General features: G+C 41.0%; 12 protein-coding genes. 4 read left to right on the top strand and 8 right to left on the bottom strand.

Features of this window, described 5'->3' with window-relative positions; genetic code table 11:
* Genes AC3KZC_RS11740 through AC3KZC_RS11715 form a run of 6 tightly spaced genes read right to left on the bottom strand, consistent with a single transcriptional unit; the run spans position 1 to position 6,871 of the window.
* Positions 1-1,617 carry a BatD family protein gene (locus AC3KZC_RS11740; protein ID WP_490577933.1) on the bottom strand — a complete coding sequence of 539 codons (1,617 nt, stop codon included), beginning with the start codon at positions 1,615-1,617 and terminating at the stop codon, positions 1-3.
* Positions 1,611-3,527 carry a vWA domain-containing protein gene (locus tag AC3KZC_RS11735; RefSeq protein ID WP_490577934.1) on the bottom strand — a complete coding sequence of 639 codons (1,917 nt, stop codon included), beginning with the start codon at positions 3,525-3,527 and terminating at the stop codon, positions 1,611-1,613. Before AC3KZC_RS11735 ends, AC3KZC_RS11740 begins: the two co-directional genes overlap by 7 nt.
* Positions 3,524-4,510, bottom strand: coding sequence for a vWA domain-containing protein (locus AC3KZC_RS11730; RefSeq protein ID WP_490577935.1), 987 nt, complete (start codon positions 4,508-4,510; stop codon positions 3,524-3,526). The genes AC3KZC_RS11735 and AC3KZC_RS11730 overlap by 4 nt, the downstream gene beginning before the upstream one ends.
* The gene (locus tag AC3KZC_RS11725; protein ID WP_490577936.1) at positions 4,503-4,961 is read right to left on the bottom strand and encodes a DUF4381 domain-containing protein; all 459 of its coding nucleotides are present in this window, start codon (positions 4,959-4,961) and stop codon (positions 4,503-4,505) included. Before AC3KZC_RS11725 ends, AC3KZC_RS11730 begins: the two co-directional genes overlap by 8 nt.
* 2 nt (positions 4,962-4,963) lie before the next feature.
* Positions 4,964-5,911, bottom strand: a complete 948-nt coding sequence (locus tag AC3KZC_RS11720; protein WP_490577937.1) for a DUF58 domain-containing protein — start codon at positions 5,909-5,911, stop codon at positions 4,964-4,966.
* 3 nt (positions 5,912-5,914) lie between these two features.
* On the bottom strand, positions 5,915-6,871 hold the full coding sequence (locus AC3KZC_RS11715) for an AAA family ATPase (protein ID WP_490577938.1): 957 nt from the start codon (positions 6,869-6,871) through the stop codon (positions 5,915-5,917).
* Between the two features lie 788 nt (positions 6,872-7,659).
* Here AC3KZC_RS11715 and fadI point away from each other — a divergent pair.
* The 3 genes from fadI to AC3KZC_RS11700 all read left to right on the top strand — a co-directional run bounded on the left by fadI (position 7,660) and on the right by AC3KZC_RS11700 (position 11,382).
* The gene (gene fadI, locus AC3KZC_RS11710) at positions 7,660-8,967 is read left to right on the top strand and encodes an acetyl-CoA C-acyltransferase FadI (protein ID WP_490577939.1); all 1,308 of its coding nucleotides are present in this window, start codon (positions 7,660-7,662) and stop codon (positions 8,965-8,967) included.
* Positions 8,967-11,069, top strand: a complete 2,103-nt coding sequence (gene fadJ / locus AC3KZC_RS11705; protein ID WP_490577940.1) for a fatty acid oxidation complex subunit alpha FadJ — start codon at positions 8,967-8,969, stop codon at positions 11,067-11,069. The genes fadI and fadJ overlap by 1 nt, the downstream gene beginning before the upstream one ends.
* A 118-nt stretch (positions 11,070-11,187) precedes the next feature.
* Positions 11,188-11,382: a hypothetical protein gene (locus AC3KZC_RS11700; RefSeq protein ID WP_490577941.1), complete on the top strand. Its 195-nt coding sequence runs from the start codon at positions 11,188-11,190 to the stop codon at positions 11,380-11,382.
* Between the two features lie 12 nt (positions 11,383-11,394).
* On the opposite strand, the gene AC3KZC_RS11695 is transcribed toward AC3KZC_RS11700, so the two are convergent.
* Entirely contained in the window at positions 11,395-13,632 is a 2,238-nt protein-coding gene (locus AC3KZC_RS11695; protein WP_490577942.1) for a sensor domain-containing protein, read from the bottom strand.
* 72 nt (positions 13,633-13,704) lie between these two features.
* Positions 13,705-16,410, bottom strand: coding sequence for an insulinase family protein (locus AC3KZC_RS11690; protein WP_490577943.1), 2,706 nt, complete (start codon positions 16,408-16,410; stop codon positions 13,705-13,707).
* A gap of 189 nt (positions 16,411-16,599) precedes the next feature.
* Here AC3KZC_RS11690 and sixA point away from each other — a divergent pair, with 189 nt between their 5' ends.
* On the top strand, positions 16,600-17,082 hold the full coding sequence (gene sixA, locus AC3KZC_RS11685) for a phosphohistidine phosphatase SixA (protein ID WP_490577944.1): 483 nt from the start codon (positions 16,600-16,602) through the stop codon (positions 17,080-17,082).
* Positions 17,083-17,251 lie beyond the last annotated feature (169 nt).

The following is a 17,251-nucleotide window of genomic DNA, read 5'->3' as shown; positions in this document are numbered from 1 at the left end:
TTAGTAAAGCGGTTTGAGTTTTACAGCAGCGTGAGTATGTACAGCGGGAGTATGTTTAAGTGACTTAAGTAAGGCGGTTAAATCAACAGAACCTTTATCGTTACTGTATAAACTTGCTTGTAGTTGGCTTACCAACGCTGCTAATTCAGGAGATTGGTATGATTCAACAAATGCACTTAAGTCAGTGTGCTTGGTAGCCAAACGTACTTTACTCAACTGAAGTAGATGCTGATAAAACATCGAAGCATTATTATCACGCGCAGCCTGATTCAGCAGTTTTAATAACGTGTGCTCACTATTTTTTTCGCTTTGTTGTTCTGTATTGGCGTGTGGGGTTTTACGTCTTTTAAGCCAAACAACCACTAATGTGATGATCCACAATACATAGCCACTGCTAACAAGTAGCCAATTTGTAGTTGATGGGCTCACCATTAAAGGGGCTACCGCAGTGTTGGTGATGGCCGGTTGAGTTGTGATGTTTGCCGCCCCTGAAATAGCTTCTTGGCCTGTGCCTGTTACTGTGATTATTCGAGTCGGTAAGGTGGCGTATTCAATCCGATTGACTACGGTATTAAACCAAGGAATTTTTACTTCCGGTAACGTATAAGTGCCTGGTTTTTGTGGTAAGAGTGCAAATGATTCGACACGTTGGGAGATCACTCTTCCATCACGGACACTGTGGTTATTGTCGGCTTGATCTGGGTATGAGCGGATCCCAGCTATCTCCGGTGTTACAATTTTTGGTAATTGCTCTTTCGTAATGCCAAGTGCTGTTAAAGTAATCGTACGTGTGATTGGGGTGCCCACTTCAACAGTACTTTCTTCTGGTTGCCATTGTTCATGTAATGAAACCATTTCACTTGGTAGCCAATCGCCTTGGTAATTGACGGGAATAGGTTTGACCGTAAGTGTCGTGTCCTCGGCAATTGCAGAAGCCGCAATCGCACGATAGTTTTCTTGGATACGACCATTAAAAGCAGGAGCGGTAATGGTAAATTCACCACTTTTTTGTGGTTGAACTAAGTAGTCTCGACTGACGACTAAGTAGCGTTTACCGTTAATAATTTCATTACTTTCAACTTGTTTACCTAGTTGCGAAATTTGCGCATTATCCATCACAGGGCTTGAAAGCTGGCCATCACGCAGTTCTTTGGCTAAATAGAGTTTGACGTTATAAACACCTGCTTGCTGCACATATAATGATTCAGGGGTTAAGCTTGTTTCAATATAAATATCGTCGCCTTGTTTGGTTGAATCTTGTGCAACAACGGTGAGAGTATAAGGTTCAGATTTCACACCTTTGAGCGTAAAAGCAGGGATGGTAAATTGGCCGCTTTTACGCGACATTAATTCAATTTGCCACGTGGTTTTTTTAGAAATACTGCCATTGATGATGCTGGTATGATTGCTAACACTCGTCGGGCCAACCACGAAATCTTTTAATAACGCACTCGTATCGGGCTGTTCACCTTGCACACTGTCATCGGCTTGTAAGGTTAATACAAAAAATTCACCTTGTAATACCGGGTTTTGGCTCACCGATGAATCGAGTCGAGAGAGGGAAAATACATTGTGTGAGCAGATTAATAATAGTAATAAAATACAACGAATTACCATGATTTTTTAACTCCTTGAGGGCTTTGGTTGCGGCCACGGTTTTGATATTCCAACTGCATTTTGTTTCTTAATAAAATTGATGGGTCGTCAGGCACTTTGCGCAGCAATTGGCTCAGTTGTTGTGCTTTTTCACGTTCTTCTGCAGAAAGAGGAGTCGGGGTGACTTCCATTTTATGGCCTTGTTTATCTTCATTTGAGGCGTCTTTTTGTTCATCGTTTTGTTGAGCTTGCATGTGCTGTTTGTCTGATTCGTCGGACTTTGCATCAGATTGCTCTAGTGCTTGCTGTTTGGCTTGATCTTGCTGTGTTTGAGCTTGCATTTCGGGTTTGTTTTTTTCATCCGAATTTTTTTGCTGACCGCTTTGTTGTCCCTCTTGCGATTGATCGTCAGATTGCTGCTCAGACTGTTTTGAACTCTCAGACTGTTGCTCAGAATTTCGCTGCTCTGAGTTTTTTTGATCCGAGTTTTGTTGCTCAGATTGCTCAGATTGCTCTGAGTCTTGTTTATCTCGCTGGTTTTGATCTGAGTTATTTTGCTCGGATTGATCTGGGTTTTGTTGCTGCTGTTGATTTTTTAACAGCTTTTCGAGTAACTCTTTATTTTCTTTAGCGGCATTAAAACTAGCATCTAAGTCAAGAGCCGCTTGGTATTTTTCAATTGCTTGAGGTAATTTTCCAAGCTGCGCTAATGCATTAGCTTGGTTATATAACCCTTGTGCGGAATTATCTTGGCTAAATTCAGTCAGTGCTTGTTCGTATTCGCCTTGTTTATACAGCGCTGCGCCTTTTAGCTGTGGGGTTTGGGCTTGGCTTGCTTGTTTAAAATCGCCTTGTTGATAAGCGGCTAATGCTTTTTGCTCGTCGTTTTGCCATAGGTTTTGCCAATCGAGCGCAAACGATTTTTCTGTTGGTAGCAATAGCATCACAAAACAAAGGCTAAGTACTTGATTGCGCTTTAACAGCAGCAGTGCAAGTGGTAGCAGAAACAGCATTAAATAAATTCCACCATCTAAACGAGCCAATGTATGGTTTTGTTCAGATTGGCTGAGCTCTTCTTTATTACTTTGATTAAGCTGATTAATATCGGCGTTGGAGGCGCTGTAGCTGGCAAATTGGCCGGAGCCCCGTTTAGCTAACTGTTGCAATGTCGTAAACTGTGCTTTGGGTACCACAATTTGGCCATAGTTATCTTTTAAAAACCCACCTTCTGGTAACTCAATCGGTGCACCTTGCTCAGTTGCAACCGCATAGATATGTAAATGATGGCCCGATTGCAGCGCAAAATCTTGCACACTTGAAAGCTCATCACTCTCGATACCATCGGTAACTAAAATAATATCACCACTTAAATAACCGGCTTGACTTAGGAGCTCGGTTGCAGCGGTTAAACCCGCCATGACATTTGACCCCTTTGTGGGCATTATTTCAGGGCTTAAGCTTGGAATTAAATTACTAAGGGTCTTGGCATCGCTGGTTAACGGCGATATTACATACGCATCGGCAGCGTAAGCAACTAATGCGGTTTCACCTTCTTTAAATAGCTCAATCATGTCGAGTGATTTAAAGCGGGCTTGACTTAAACGATTGGGTTTGATGTCGGTACTATACATCGATAGCGACATGTCCATTACAATGACACGTGCTTGTTTTGCTTGGTAAATTGGAATTTTCTGTTGCTGCCAACTCGGGCCTGCAAGGGCGACGACAGCAAGGCTTATAAACACTATGAGCAACCAAGGAGATTGCCGCTGTGCTTGCGGTTGCTCTGTTAAAATAAACTGCGCTAAATGAGGCGCTATCAGCGGTTGTTTACGGCTGTTATGCTGGGTTTGAAAATAAAGCGCTAATGCTAAGGGCAATACAGCAACTAAGAGCCATAAAAAGTCTGGACGGATAAATTCAAATATCATTCATTTATCTCCTTTTTAACCATAACAAAGTAGGGTTTTAATAAAGCTAAGGTCAAAATAAGTAAGGCGATTAGTAAGGGATAGAAAAACAAAGCTGTTTGAGGGCGAAACGTTTGTGTATCAGATGAAATCGGCTCAAGCTTATCAAGCTCTTGATAAATTTGTTGCAAGCTTGCGACATCTGTTGCTTTGAAATATAAACCGCCGGTTTCAGTGGCTATTTTTTGTAGCAAGCTTTCATCTAGCGAACTTGAACCTGACATACTAAAGAGGTTAAAACGATTGCCGCCTTGCGAGCCGACGCCTACGGTATATACCTTTATCCCTTCTTCACGAGCAAGTAATAGCGCCTCTTCAGGGGCTAAGTTACCTGCGGTATTTTCACCATCCGTGAGTAAAACCAAAATGCGGTTGCTGTCTTGTTTTTGCGAAAAGCGTTTTACGGCCAAACCAAGTGCATCACCAATGGCTGTTGCTCTACCCACTAAGCCAATTTGCGCTTCATCAAGCATTTTACTGACTGTATTTAAATCTCGGGTGAGGGGCGTTTGTAAAAAAGCGGTATCGCCAAACAAAATTAATCCTAAGCGGTCGCCTTGGCGTTGCTCAATAAAGTTTTTTAACACTGCTTTTACCATGGATAAACGGTCAACATAGCGGCCTTGATAAGCCATATCTTGTTCAACCATGGAGCCTGATAAATCCACTGCAAGCATAATGTCACGCCCTTCGTTAGGTAAACTTATTGGCTCACCTAACCAGCGTGGATTACTTGCTCCAAGACATAAACACAGCCAAAATAGCCACATTAAAATTGAGCTGCGTTGTTTAACAGAGTGGCTTTCCGATTGTGACAACAACGGATTGGCACTAAAACTGGCAATTCTAAGGGTCAGTTGTTGAGATTTGTTGTGACTAAAACGTTTAACTAACCACGGCAGTGGTACAAGTAACAGCATCCAAGGCCAACTCATTTCAAACATGGTATTGCCCTCGGGTTTTAAATTGTTTGATTGCAGCTAGGTACGCAGTATTGAGCTCACTTATTGTCGTTTTATCTAACTGTGCTTGATAGATACTTTGCAGCTGGGTTGGGTTTAATGTGCACCCACAACGTGTTTGTAAAAAACGGCACCAAGCTTGACCAGTTAACGAGGCAATATGTGCGCCGTAATAATGTTGAGTCAGTCGTTTTAAAATAATGCTTAACTGTTGTAGATCATTCATTTGGTTATTAGTTAAGGTTTTGCTTAGGACGATCGCTTCACGTTTGGCGCTGTTATGGCGAAAAATAATACGCCAATAAAAAAATACACCGAGTATGAATATAAGGCTCGCGGCTATGATTAACCACCAAGCAGGACTTAATGGCCAAAAAGGCACAGTCGCAGGGGCGATGATATCGTTTAAATTATCCAAAGGAGAGGCATTCATGGTTATGCTTTTCCTAATATTTGTTGTTCTAATGGACTTGCGGCACTGAAATGTAAGGTTGCAATACCTGACTTTTTAAATGCATTTTGGCGCTTTGTTTTTTGCTGAGTTGCATGCTCACAAAAGCGAGTGCGAAATTGCTTGTTTGCCAGAGGTAATTCAAACACTTGGTCGCCGGTTTGCACTTTAATATTGTCCGAATAGTCCGCCAGTTGCAGCTCAAACGGGTCGTTTACTTGGCAGGCGATAATTTCACAGTGGCGCGCTAATAACTGTAATTGTTTAATTACTTCGTCATCGAGCTGAGTAAAATCTGAGATTAAATAAATTAACGAGCCAGGCTTTGCTAATTGGGTTAGGCGCTTTAAATTCTCAGCGAAACCATGGTTTGCTGGTTGCGAGGGAAGGGCAAGTGCTTGTTTATGACAGCTGAGCAAATTATGGAATAACGCCATCACAGCTGATTGGCGACTGCCTGGTTTGAGCTCAAAGTGCTGTTGTTGGTTAAAGACTAATCCGCCCACACGATCGCCTCGTAGTACCGCAGACCAGGCAATTAATGCACTTAAGTGAGCTGTTTGTATGGACTTGAGTAAAAACTGAGAACCAAACAGCATCGATTCACTAAAGTCGCTAAAAATGAAGACAGGGCGCTCTTTTTCTTCTTGATACAACTTAGTGTGGGTTTGACCGGTGCGAGCCGTCACCCGCCAATCAATCGAGCGAATATCATCGCCTTGTTGATAATGACGCACTTCGGCAAACTCCATACCTCGGCCTTTATGTGGCGCAAGGTATTGGCCTGCTAATTTATGTTTAATATGGGCGTTGGGCTTTAAATCTAATAGTTTTGCTTTCGCACGGTAGTACATCAGCTCTTTCAGATTGAGCTGGACACCATTACTATGACAACTTTCTAACCACAACGCCTGATTGTTGTGTGTATTCATAGTTTATGGCACTGCAACTAATTCTAAAATTCGATTTAATGCTTGGTCTTTGGTGATGCCATCGGCTTGTGCTTCATAACTTAAAATGATGCGATGACGTAATACGTTTAAAAAGACCGCTTGAATATCATCAGGTGCAACAAAATCTCGGCCATTTAACCAAGCATGAGCACGGGCACATTTATCAAGTGCAATCGTGGCACGAGGGCTTGCGCCATAATCAATCCAACTAGCAAGTTCTTTGTCGAGTTTTTCGGCATTACGTGTTGCCATAATAAGCTGGACTAAATAATGCTCTAAAGGTTCGGCTAAGTGCAGTTGCAAGACCGATTTTCGTGCTTCAAATAGGGTTTGCTGTGAAATTTCTGGCGCTTCAACTTTATGTTGTTCGAGCGCTTCGCCACGGGTTAAGCGTAAAATTTCAAGCTCACTTTGAGCATTTGGGTAATCAATATTGAGGTGCAATAAAAAACGGTCTAACTGTGCTTCAGGTAAGGGATACGTCCCTTCTTGCTCTAAAGGGTTTTGGGTAGCCATTACTAAAAAAAGCTGCGGCAATGGGTAAGTATTTTTACCGACAGTAATTTGGCGCTCAGCCATGGCTTCAAGTAACGCTGATTGTACTTTTGCCGGTGCACGGTTAATTTCATCAGCTAAAATTAGGTTGTGAAATAAAGGGCCTTTTTCAAAAACAAATTCGCTGGTTTGTTGACGATAAATATCGGTGCCAGTAATGTCCGCAGGGAGTAAGTCAGGTGTAAACTGCACTCGTTGAAAGCTACCTTCGACCCCTTTGGCTAACGAGTTCACAGCGCGTGTTTTGGCAAGCCCTGGTGGGCCTTCAACTAATAAATGGCCATCGGCTAAAATAGCGAGAAGCAACGATTGTGTCAGTGCAGGTTGGCCGATAATTTGAGAATTAAGATACGTTTGTAATTGTTGAAATGCGTTAACTGCCATAACTAAAATAAATCCTTTGTCTAATATTGCTATTTAGGAACATTTTGCCCCATTGAGACACTAAGACAGATATAAGGTTCATTATTATTTAAAACAAGTTGTATTGAAAAATAAATGGATGAAAGGCGTGAAAATAACGTTCATTACTCAAGTGGTCTGCACTTTTGTTCATCTTTTACTATTTTTAAGCGTTTACTTAATCCTAAAGCGAGCCTGCATATTCTCCATGGAGTGGAGGGTGAAACATCGCGTTAATTGTGAAGTATGAGTGAAGATGTTTGTGCTTTTTCACGGTGTAATGATGCTAATTATTGCTGTTTTATTCCTTCTATTAATAACTTTAGCAGCCATCTTTTATAGGTATGATGCCAGCAGTTGGCTTTGTACTTGTTGAATATTCAATATCTACAAGCTTTAGCTTTAACCTTCCTTATGTTTATTCTTTTTTAAGTTGCTGTTTGATCGTTTGACTGAGTTTTAGGTCGATAGCGCCCTGCTTTTGATGATTATTTTAAGTATTACCGAAGCGTTTTAATGACAAAGGTATAAAATTACTCAGTTTTATAATTATGCATTTAGATTTATGGATACCTACCGTAGTGCTTGCTTATTTAATCGAAAGCTGTTGTTTGCTGTTTTAATTCAAAATATAAGCTCTTATCGCACTATTGTTTGGTTTTACTGCTAAATTTGACTGATTAAATGAAAACAATGGTTGGCAAAAAAAACAGGGTTGTTTAGAATCAAAGCAACTTTAACAGGTCAGACCTGTATCAAGAGGAATTATTATGTCTGAGCAAATAAAACTAAGAACAGCCCAAGGCGACCGTATTGCAATCGTAAGTGGTTTGCGTACTCCGTTTGCAAAACAAGCAACGTATTTTCATCATATATCAGCGCTTGATTTAGGTAAGCTGGTTGTCAATGAGATGCTAGAGCGTTTGAACTTTGACCGCAATGAAATCGACCAGCTTGTTTTTGGTCAAGTAGTGCAAATGCCAGAGGCACCGAATATTGCCCGTGAAATTGTATTAGGCACAGGGATGCCTGTGGGTGTTGATGCGTATTCTGTGTCTCGCGCTTGTGCAACAAGTTTTCAAGCAATTGCCAATGTAACTGAATCAATCATGGCCGGTTCGGTAAATGTTGCGGTTGCTGGTGGCGCGGATTCATCGTCAGTTTTACCGATAGGTGTCAGTAAAAAACTAGCTGGCTCGTTGGTTGATTTAACGAAAGCACGCACATTTGGTGACAAGCTTAAGATTTTTTCAAAGTTGCGTTTAAAAGACTTACTGCCAGTACCTCCGGCTGTTGCTGAATACTCTACAGGGCTTTCGATGGGGCAAACTGCCGAGCAAATGGCTAAAACTCATAGTATTAGCCGCGCGGATCAAGATGCGTTAGCGCATCGCTCTCACACACTTGCGAGCAAAGCATGGCAAGAGGGTTATTTTAAAGAAGAAGTGATGACGGCTCATGTGGCCCCATATAAAACTTTTTTAGACCAAGATAATAACATTCGTCACAATTCAACACTTGAGGGGTATGCCAAGTTACGTCCGGTGTTTGATCGCCAACATGGCTCTGTCACAGCCGCTAATGCAACACCATTAACCGATGGCGCTGCAGCAGTACTGATGATGAGTGAATCAAAAGCAAAAGCGCTGGGTTACCCAATCTTAGGTTATATTCGCAGCTTTGCATTTAGCGCCATAGGTGTGCACGATGATATGTTGATGGGGCCTGCTCACTCAACACCGATTGCACTTCGCCGTGCAGGTATTGAGCTTGCCGATTTAGATTTAATTGAAATGCATGAAGCATTTGCCGCCCAAACTCTGGCCAATATGAAAATGTTTGAATCAGAAAAATTCGCCAAAGAAATAGGCTTAAGCAAAGCGATTGGTTCAATTGATATGGCTAAGTTTAATGTTAATGGTGGCTCGCTTGCATATGGTCATCCATTTGCTGCAACAGGCGCACGTTTGATTACGCAAAGTTTACATGAATTAAAACGTAGAGGCGGTGGTTTAGCGCTCACAACGGCATGTGCTGCTGGTGGCTTAGGAGCTGCCTTTGTATTGGAGGTAGAATAATGACGGATTCGGTTTTTAGTTTTGAGTTACATGATAACGCGATTGGTGTAGTTACTATCGATGTACCAGGCGAAAAAATGAATACTTTGCGTGCAAGCTTTATCGATGAGCTTAACGCTATATTACAGCATGCCTTATCAGAGCGAGTTAAAGGGTTAGTCTTTATTAGTGGTAAAAAAGATAACTTTATTGCTGGTGCTGACATAAAAATGCTAGATGATGCAAAAACCCGTGATGACGCACTGTATTTATCAAAAACGTGCCATAACGTATTTGCAGAAATGGCAAAAATGCCATTCACTACCGTTGCTGCATTACACGGCGCAACACTCGGGGGTGGTTTAGAGTTTGCACTTGCTTGTGATTACCGTGTTTGTTCTGATGCCGACATTACTAAATTAGGTTTGCCTGAAGTTCAACTTGGCCTATTGCCTGGCGGTGGCGGTACTCAAAGATTACCAAAACTAGTGGGCATTCAAAAAGCATTAGAGTGGACACTGACAGGCAAGCAAGTACGGGCGAAGCAGGCACTTAAAGCCGGTTTAGTAAACCAATGTGTACCACACAGTATTTTACTAACAACCGCTATTGTGCAAGCTACCAAAGGTAAAGCAAAAGCGGCGAAACCTAAGCTTGATACAATCAGCCAGTTGCTTGAAAGTAATCCATTTGGTCGAAATATTATTTTCAAAAAAGCGGCCGAAAATGTTACTAAAAAAACAGGCGGCCATTACCCTGCGCCTTATGCGATTATCAAAGCAATTCGTGCCGGTGTCGAAATGGATACGGCTGGTGCCTACCAAGTGGAAGCTGATGGTTTTGCTGATTTATGCATGAGCAGTCAATCTAAGGCGCTGCGTGGTATTTTCTTTGCCACCACAGAGATGAAAAAAGAATGGCAAGCGTTAGATAAAACACCTATCACTCATGTTGCTGTATTAGGCGGAGGCTTAATGGGTGCTGGTATTGCTCATGTCAGTGCCTGTAAAGCCAATGCGCGAGTGCGCATTAAAGATGTTGCACCTGAAGGCATTACTAAGGCGATGAATTACAGCTATAAAATTTTATCGAAAAAACAACAGCGCCGTATTTTAACCCAAGCCGAATTACAGCTGCAAATGAACCGCATTACAGGCGGGACTGATTATGTTGGTTTTAAACATACTCAAATTGCCATTGAAGCGGTATTTGAAGATTTAGCGCTAAAACAAGCTATGGTGGCTGATATTGAAACTCATACTAATGAGCATACAATTTTTGCAAGCAATACCTCTTCGTTGCCTATTCATCAAATTGCCGCAAATGCGAGTCGACCTGAAAATGTGATTGGGTTACATTATTTTTCACCGGTTGAAAAAATGCCACTTGTTGAGATCATTCCACATGAAGGCACCAGTGAAGCTGTGGTTGCAAAAGTGGTGAGCTTTGCACGTAAGCAAGGTAAAACACCGATTGTTGTTAAAGATAAAGCGGGTTTTTATGTTAATCGAATTTTGGCGCCCTACATCAATGAAGCGGCTAACTTACTGTTATCAGGTGAGCCGATTGAAAAGATAGATCAAGCCTTAGTCGAATTTGGCTTTCCAGTTGGACCGCTTGCGTTATTAGACGAAGTTGGGATTGATATTGGCTCAAAAATAGCGCCAATTCTTGAAGTTGAATTAGGTGAGCGCTTTAAAGCGCCTGATGCTTTTTCACGCTTAATCGCTGCAAAGCGTTTAGGTCGAAAAACGGGGCAAGGTTTTTACATCTACGGTAAAAAAGATAAAAAAGTCGATGAGTCAATTTATGAGTTACTGGGTGTGCAGAAATCACCAAAACTTAATCTTGAGGAAATCGCAGAGCGCTGCGTAAGCCAAATGCTCAACGAAGCGGCCCGTTGTTTAGATGAAGGGATTGTTGCTAGTGCCCGAGATGGCGATATCGGCGCTATTTTTGGTATTGGTTTTCCACCATTTTTAGGCGGTCCATTTAGCTATATTGATACACTGGGAGCTGGGCATTTAGCATCGCGTTTGGCCACCTTTGCTGAGCAAAATGCTGCTTTTACACCTGCGCCAGCATTAATCACTATGGCCGAAAATAAAACGCGCTATCGTTAACTCTCGCTAAAAGCTGAAAAGTGGTTATTTATACTTGCTGTATATTTAACCACTTTTTATCTATATACTGCCGCCTTAATTTTTATTCCCCTTTGGTTATTTCTGTATTTAGGCTGTTATGTTAATTGTTGTGTTAAGCATTATTTTTGCAACTTTGTTGGGGGCGTTGGCGTTTAAAAAAGGCATGCCCGTTAAACGTTGGTTGATCCTTGGCGCACTTGTTGGGCCAATTGCAGTGTATTTATTTAATGTTCATTATCGGCGTGCTTTATTGCGATCGCTTGGCGAAAACCGCACGGTATTAAGGGCTTAATTGTTGAAGTGTTTAGCTTTTAACTAAAGTTAGTTTGTTTGTATGACGGCCTTGTTGCTTTTCTAAGAACTGCTCAAAATGTTCAGCAGAAAGTGGTTTAGAATAATAATAGCCTTGAATGGTCTCACAGTTGAGTTCACTGAGGATTTGGACTTGTTCTGCGTATTCAACCCCTTCGGCAACCACAGATAAATCTAAGTTATGGGCTATGGTCACGATTGAATCGACCATATTACGGCCGCGCTCAGTCGACATATCATCAATAAATGCTTTATCTACTTTTAAGGTGTTAAGCGGAAATTGCTTTAAATAGGCTAAAGAAGAATAACCCGTACCAAAGTCGTCCATGGCTAAATGAATGCCTCGGGCACTGAGTGACTTCATAATCGCAATCGCTTCTTTAGGGTCATCCATTACGGTACCTTCTGTAATTTCAAGCTCTAAAAAATACGACGGTAAGCTGTGTTTTTGTAAAATAGCATCAATGCGAGCAGTTAAATCCGGCAAACCAAACTGTTTAGCAGAGAGGTTGACTGCTACTCGGCCACTAAACAACCCTTTGTTTAACCAGCGTTTCACATCGGCGCAGGCTTTATCGAGAACGACTTCACCAATCTCAATTATTTGGCCGGTTTCTTCAGCAATCGGAATAAATTGTGCTGGGCTTATCAAGCCTTTATTTGGGGTAATAAAACGTACTAGTGCTTCCATTCCCACTAACTCATTGGTTTCCGTATTCATTTTTGGTTGATAATAAACACAAAAGTGATCTTCTTTTAAACCATAACGCATCAAGTTCTCTATTTGCAGTCTTTTAACCGCTTGGCGATTCATGGTGTCGTTAAAGAATAAATAGCGGTTGCCTTGTTGCTTAGCGTGATACATCGCGGTATCGGCATTTTTTAGCAATATCTCAGGGGTATTTCCATCTTCTGGAAACAAGACCACACCAACACTTGAAGTAATCACTAATTCATGACCCGCCATATGAAAGGGTTGGGTGATTTCATGTAAAAACTCTTTGGCGGTTGAGGTGATTTTATGGATGTCGTTAGTGCCAACAATCACCAAAGCAAACTCATCGCCGCCCAAACGATAAAAACTATCTTGCTGGCGAGTTAATTTAATTAAGCGATTAGCTAAACGGCAGAGCAGCATGTCACCAAGCTGGTGGCCTAGTGAGTCATTAATTTTTTTAAAGTTATCTAAATCAAAGACTAAAAGAGCATGGTGGCATTTTTGCGCGCCAAGCTTTTTTAAATTGGTAAAAAATAAATTTCGATTGGGTAAGCCTGTGAGGCGGTCACGATTAGAAAGACGCTGTAATTCAGACTCTGCTTTTTTTCTTTCGCTGATATCAGAGTAGAGCACAACAAAATGGGTGACTTTACCTATGCTATTTTTTACCACATCAATCGATAAATCGATAGGCATCAACTCTTTACTTTCATTTGGCAGCTTAAGTTCTTCTTGCCAGTGGCCTTTATCGAGCAGGAATGTTTTTAACTTTTCAATGTAGTTGTCTTTATAGCCGTGTAGCTTGAAAGGTTTATTGATGTAGTGATCTCGTTTTTTACCAAAAAAGCGCAAAAAACTTGGATTGATATCAATAACATTAAAATTACGATCGCAAATAGCAATGGCATCACTTAAGTTTTCAACGCATTTGGCAAAAAGATTTAATCGCTCTTCGGTCGATTTAATACGACTAATATCTTTAACTGTGCCCGTCATGCGAGTTGGTTTAAGTTGAGGGTCGGTTGCAATGACTTTGCCACGATCGAGCACCCAGCGCCAACGGCCTAAGTTGTCTTTAGTGCGATAGCTTGCTTCAAAAAAGGCGGTGTGACCAGAAAAGTGCTGTTTTAACAACAATTCAACATTGGGTAAATCTTGAGGGTGAATATTTTTTCGGTTGGGTGGGGTAGTGGCATTTTTGTCTTGTTCAAAGAATTGGCCGTCGTTAATTCGCGTAAGTTCTCCGGTGATGATATTCCAGTCCCAAAGAGTGTCACCACTACCAAGGAAGCTGCTTTTAAGTCGATCTTCGGAGATTTGTAGTTTTTTTTGTGAGCGGATCAATTTAAAAATTGTAAGCAGCGAAAAAAGCAGCAGTATTGCGATGAGCAATGCTGGTATAAAATAGACTGAATCTGTAACACCAACTTCATGACTCTTAACCGAAAAAGAATTAGAAGCCAGTTGAATACACAGTGTAACTAAGACTGCTTTTTTTGTATTTGACTGCATTCACTTTACAAAATGTTAACTTTAGCCCGGTTACACTAATAGAATGCTCAGGCGCTGTCAAAGAGACTTTGCCTATGGCTGGGTTGTTTGTATATTTTTTTTACTTTGCTCTGAAATTAGTATCATTTTTATACTGTTTTTGTCGAATGCATGCCGACAATAATCAGCAAGTTGCTGTTTTGTTAATGTCGTTAAGCATTCAACTAATCGTGTTTGCATATCAAAGGTATGGTCATTGTTATTTAAACTCAACCAATAACGCTGTGAGCGTACACGTAAGTTTTTATCTTCTTCTTGAATTTGGGTTAGTAGCCCCATTTTAATTTGATGCCAATCAAGATCGCTCAATTGCGCAATTTTGTCTGCATAGGTTTGGGTAAATGTATTGTGGAATGTTAATAAATCTTCAGCACATGTGTGAGGAGATTGCACATACATAGCCATACCCGCGCGGCTATTAAGCGGCGCATAACCAGTGCCAACCAGATAGCCCAGTTGTTTTTCGGTACGCATATACTGAAAGTAATCTTGGCTAACAACATGATTTAAACACATCAAGGAAACTTTTTCAGTGGGGTCATCGGTTGCTGCTTGAAAGTAAACAACTAAGGCGTGATCGGCATGCTCAAGGGTTACATGCTGTTGGCATTGTTGTGTTAAAAAACAATTAGGTTTTGAAAACTCGTTATTTTTTGTGCTTGCCTCGGTACGAAGCGTGAGCATGGAGATGAACTTTTTAGCATCTTGACGTTGCCAGTTACCATGCAGTAAAGCTTGGATACGAATCTCGCTGAGTATTTCAGTGCAAAACACTTCAAACTGGGCAAAACAACATTGCTCAAGTGCGTGTGCTAAGTCTTCAGGGGTTGGATTCCAGGGGAGTAAAGTGGCGCTAAGTTGGCTAAATAATTGGCTCACTGGTTTGTTTTGATTACCGCTTTGCCAATGTCGGCAAAGTTGCTTTTTATATTCAGCAAAGCGTTGTGGGCTGTAATGGCCCTCATATAAATGGGTTAATAGTTTATCGGCTAATTCTAATTGATTCGTTGATAAACCCGATGTATGCAGTGTTAAACCACCCTGGTGTGTTGTCAGTTGATAACTTAAGCCGGCTAATTCTGCAGGGTAAAACTCTTCAGCTACCTTATCCATAAATAAGTCTGCAAGTAAACGCGTCATTGCCATGTGATGAATATCTTTTACGGCGACTAAACTATCAATAGCGAGATAAAAATGCCCTTTAGCAACGCGATATTGATGATCTTGTTTAAACCAAAATTCAACCCCAGTTTTGTTAATCAAGCATTCAGGGATAACACCTGATGGCTCAAGTTCAAGTAGCGTAATTTTTTGACTTAGATAAGGATTGATAGCCGGTAACGTCATATTCGCTTGTGGGCTGTTTATTTTATTGAGCTGTTTTAACCATGTGTGACTTAAATTTTCAATCGCATAAGGGGTGTGATACCAAGCCGTCGTGGTATCTGTTGTTACTTGTGGGTCGATGAGCACAATTCGCATATTTTCAGGAGTCAGCCAAGCGAGTAGCTCCTGCCAGTGACTTTTCTCAAAGCTCAGCATTATAAAATCACCACTGATGTATTCGTGTTCAGGGTAGTGGTGCATATTGGCACTTAAACCACTTATCCAGTCGAGTAAACGAGACTTTTCCTGATTATCAAAGGCGACATCGAGTAGTGTTTTTTTATCTTCATAAAGCGCATCAAAATCGGCATGCTGATTTTTTAGCAGTGGTAAATAAGCAAAGATACTTTCAACAATATCGCGATAATGCGCCACGCCCTCGTCGGTTAAATTAAGGCTTACATTAAAATCTTTAAAATTACTGCCATTAATGCCACCTCCAGCTGACAAACCGTTAATCCAGCCTCTTTGCTTTAAAATCGCGTACAGTGAACCTTTGCCTTCATACCCTAAAATATGGGCCAAAAAACTGACCGATTTATGGCGATAAAAGCGGTCTATATTCGGCATTGCAAAGCTAACAATGAGTTTTTGCATGTGCTTATGGGGCGTTATATAAATTTGTTTAGCTAAATGTTCTTTTAAATACAAAGGTGTCGCAATCGCAGGTTTAGCGCTATGGCTTGATTTGATTTCGTTAAATAACGATTTAACCCAGATAATTTGCTCAGCAATATCGACAGGGCTACAAATGGCTAATGTCATGTGGTTAGCCAGATAATGTTGATTAAAAAAATCTTTTATTTCATGATTAATACAGCCGCCATGATTAGCCAGAGTTTCTTTATTACCCACCGAAAATTTAGCAAAGGGATGCTGCGGATTAACTGTTTCTTTGTGGACTTGATAAATCCTGCGGCTATCGTCTTTTAATTTTAGTTTAAACTCAGCATCAATCGCGTTGCGTTCATTGTCGGTCGCGGCTTCACTGATCAGTGGTGCGATAAAAAACCGGCTGAAAATCTCTAACCCTTGATAAAAAAACTCGTTATTGATATCAAAAAAGTAACTTGAGTGCTCGGTTCCTGTCCATGCATTGCAGCTTCCACCATGTTGACTCGTAAAATGAGATAATGTTCCTGGTTCTGGGTGGCGGTCAGTGCCTAAAAATAACATATGCTCAAGAAAATGCGCTAAGCCTTGGCGTTGCCATGGATCGTCAAAATGCCCAGCGTTGACAGTCAAGGAGGCTGCGGATTTGTCACTTTGAAGGTCTTGAACAAAGAGAACTTTAAGACCATTGTCCAGTTTGAGTGGGTGATAAACTCTGCTATCATTGCTGCTGATATTCAAAAGCGGCTCCTGAATGTCACTACAGTTATTATTGTAAGTTGATAGGCTCAGGGAAGAAGACAACTTAAATTAAAAAACAAGCTTGCCTGAATATTAAAATCATAAGCGAAAATTAAATATAGCCGAGTTATACCTATTATGGCTATAGTGTTTACGATTTCTTTTTGTTCTTAAGTGGTTAAGTAATAAATGAATAGAATATTTATCATGCGACATGGTGAAGCAGAGCCGATGAAGGCAGATGATTTTAGTCGTGAATTAACCCTGCTAGGCAAAAAAGAAGCAGATGAAATGGCGGTAAATCTAAGTTTATGGATCCCCAAGCTTGATGCTGTTTTAGTCAGCCCCTACATTCGCGCGCAGCAAACCGCGGCTCAAATTAAGCGTCGCCATCCTAAAATTGAATTTGAACAGACCTGCGCTGATTTTACTCCCGATGAATCGCCAGCAGCAGCAGCCGAGTATTTACTCGCATTAATGTCTCTTAACCCTTTACTAAAAAATTGGCTGGTTGTGTCTCATATGCCGATGGTTAGTTATCTTGTCGATCAACTTTGCAAAGGCCAAATGCCGATTTTTAATACAGCAGCGATTGCTGAAATTGAATTTGATTTACAAGCATTGTCAGGGCGTTTAGTTGCCATAAACTCGCCACAGCGATACATGCTTTAACTGCCTAGTGCAGTGAAAGCATCGTTAAATTAACCCATTTCATTGGTATTCTGGCTCTATTTTGTAGCCAATTTACATTTAGAAACAATTTCAATGGCTGTTTTTACGGTGTTGTTTACATTAGTTTATATTGACCATTGAAATCTTTACCCATTTCCTGTTTTATAGC

It is taken from the genome of Pseudoalteromonas sp. J2K-J031 (assembly GCF_058197095.2).
Note: the sequence above shows the minus strand (reverse complement) of the source record. Positions and strands in the feature narration are given on the sequence as shown.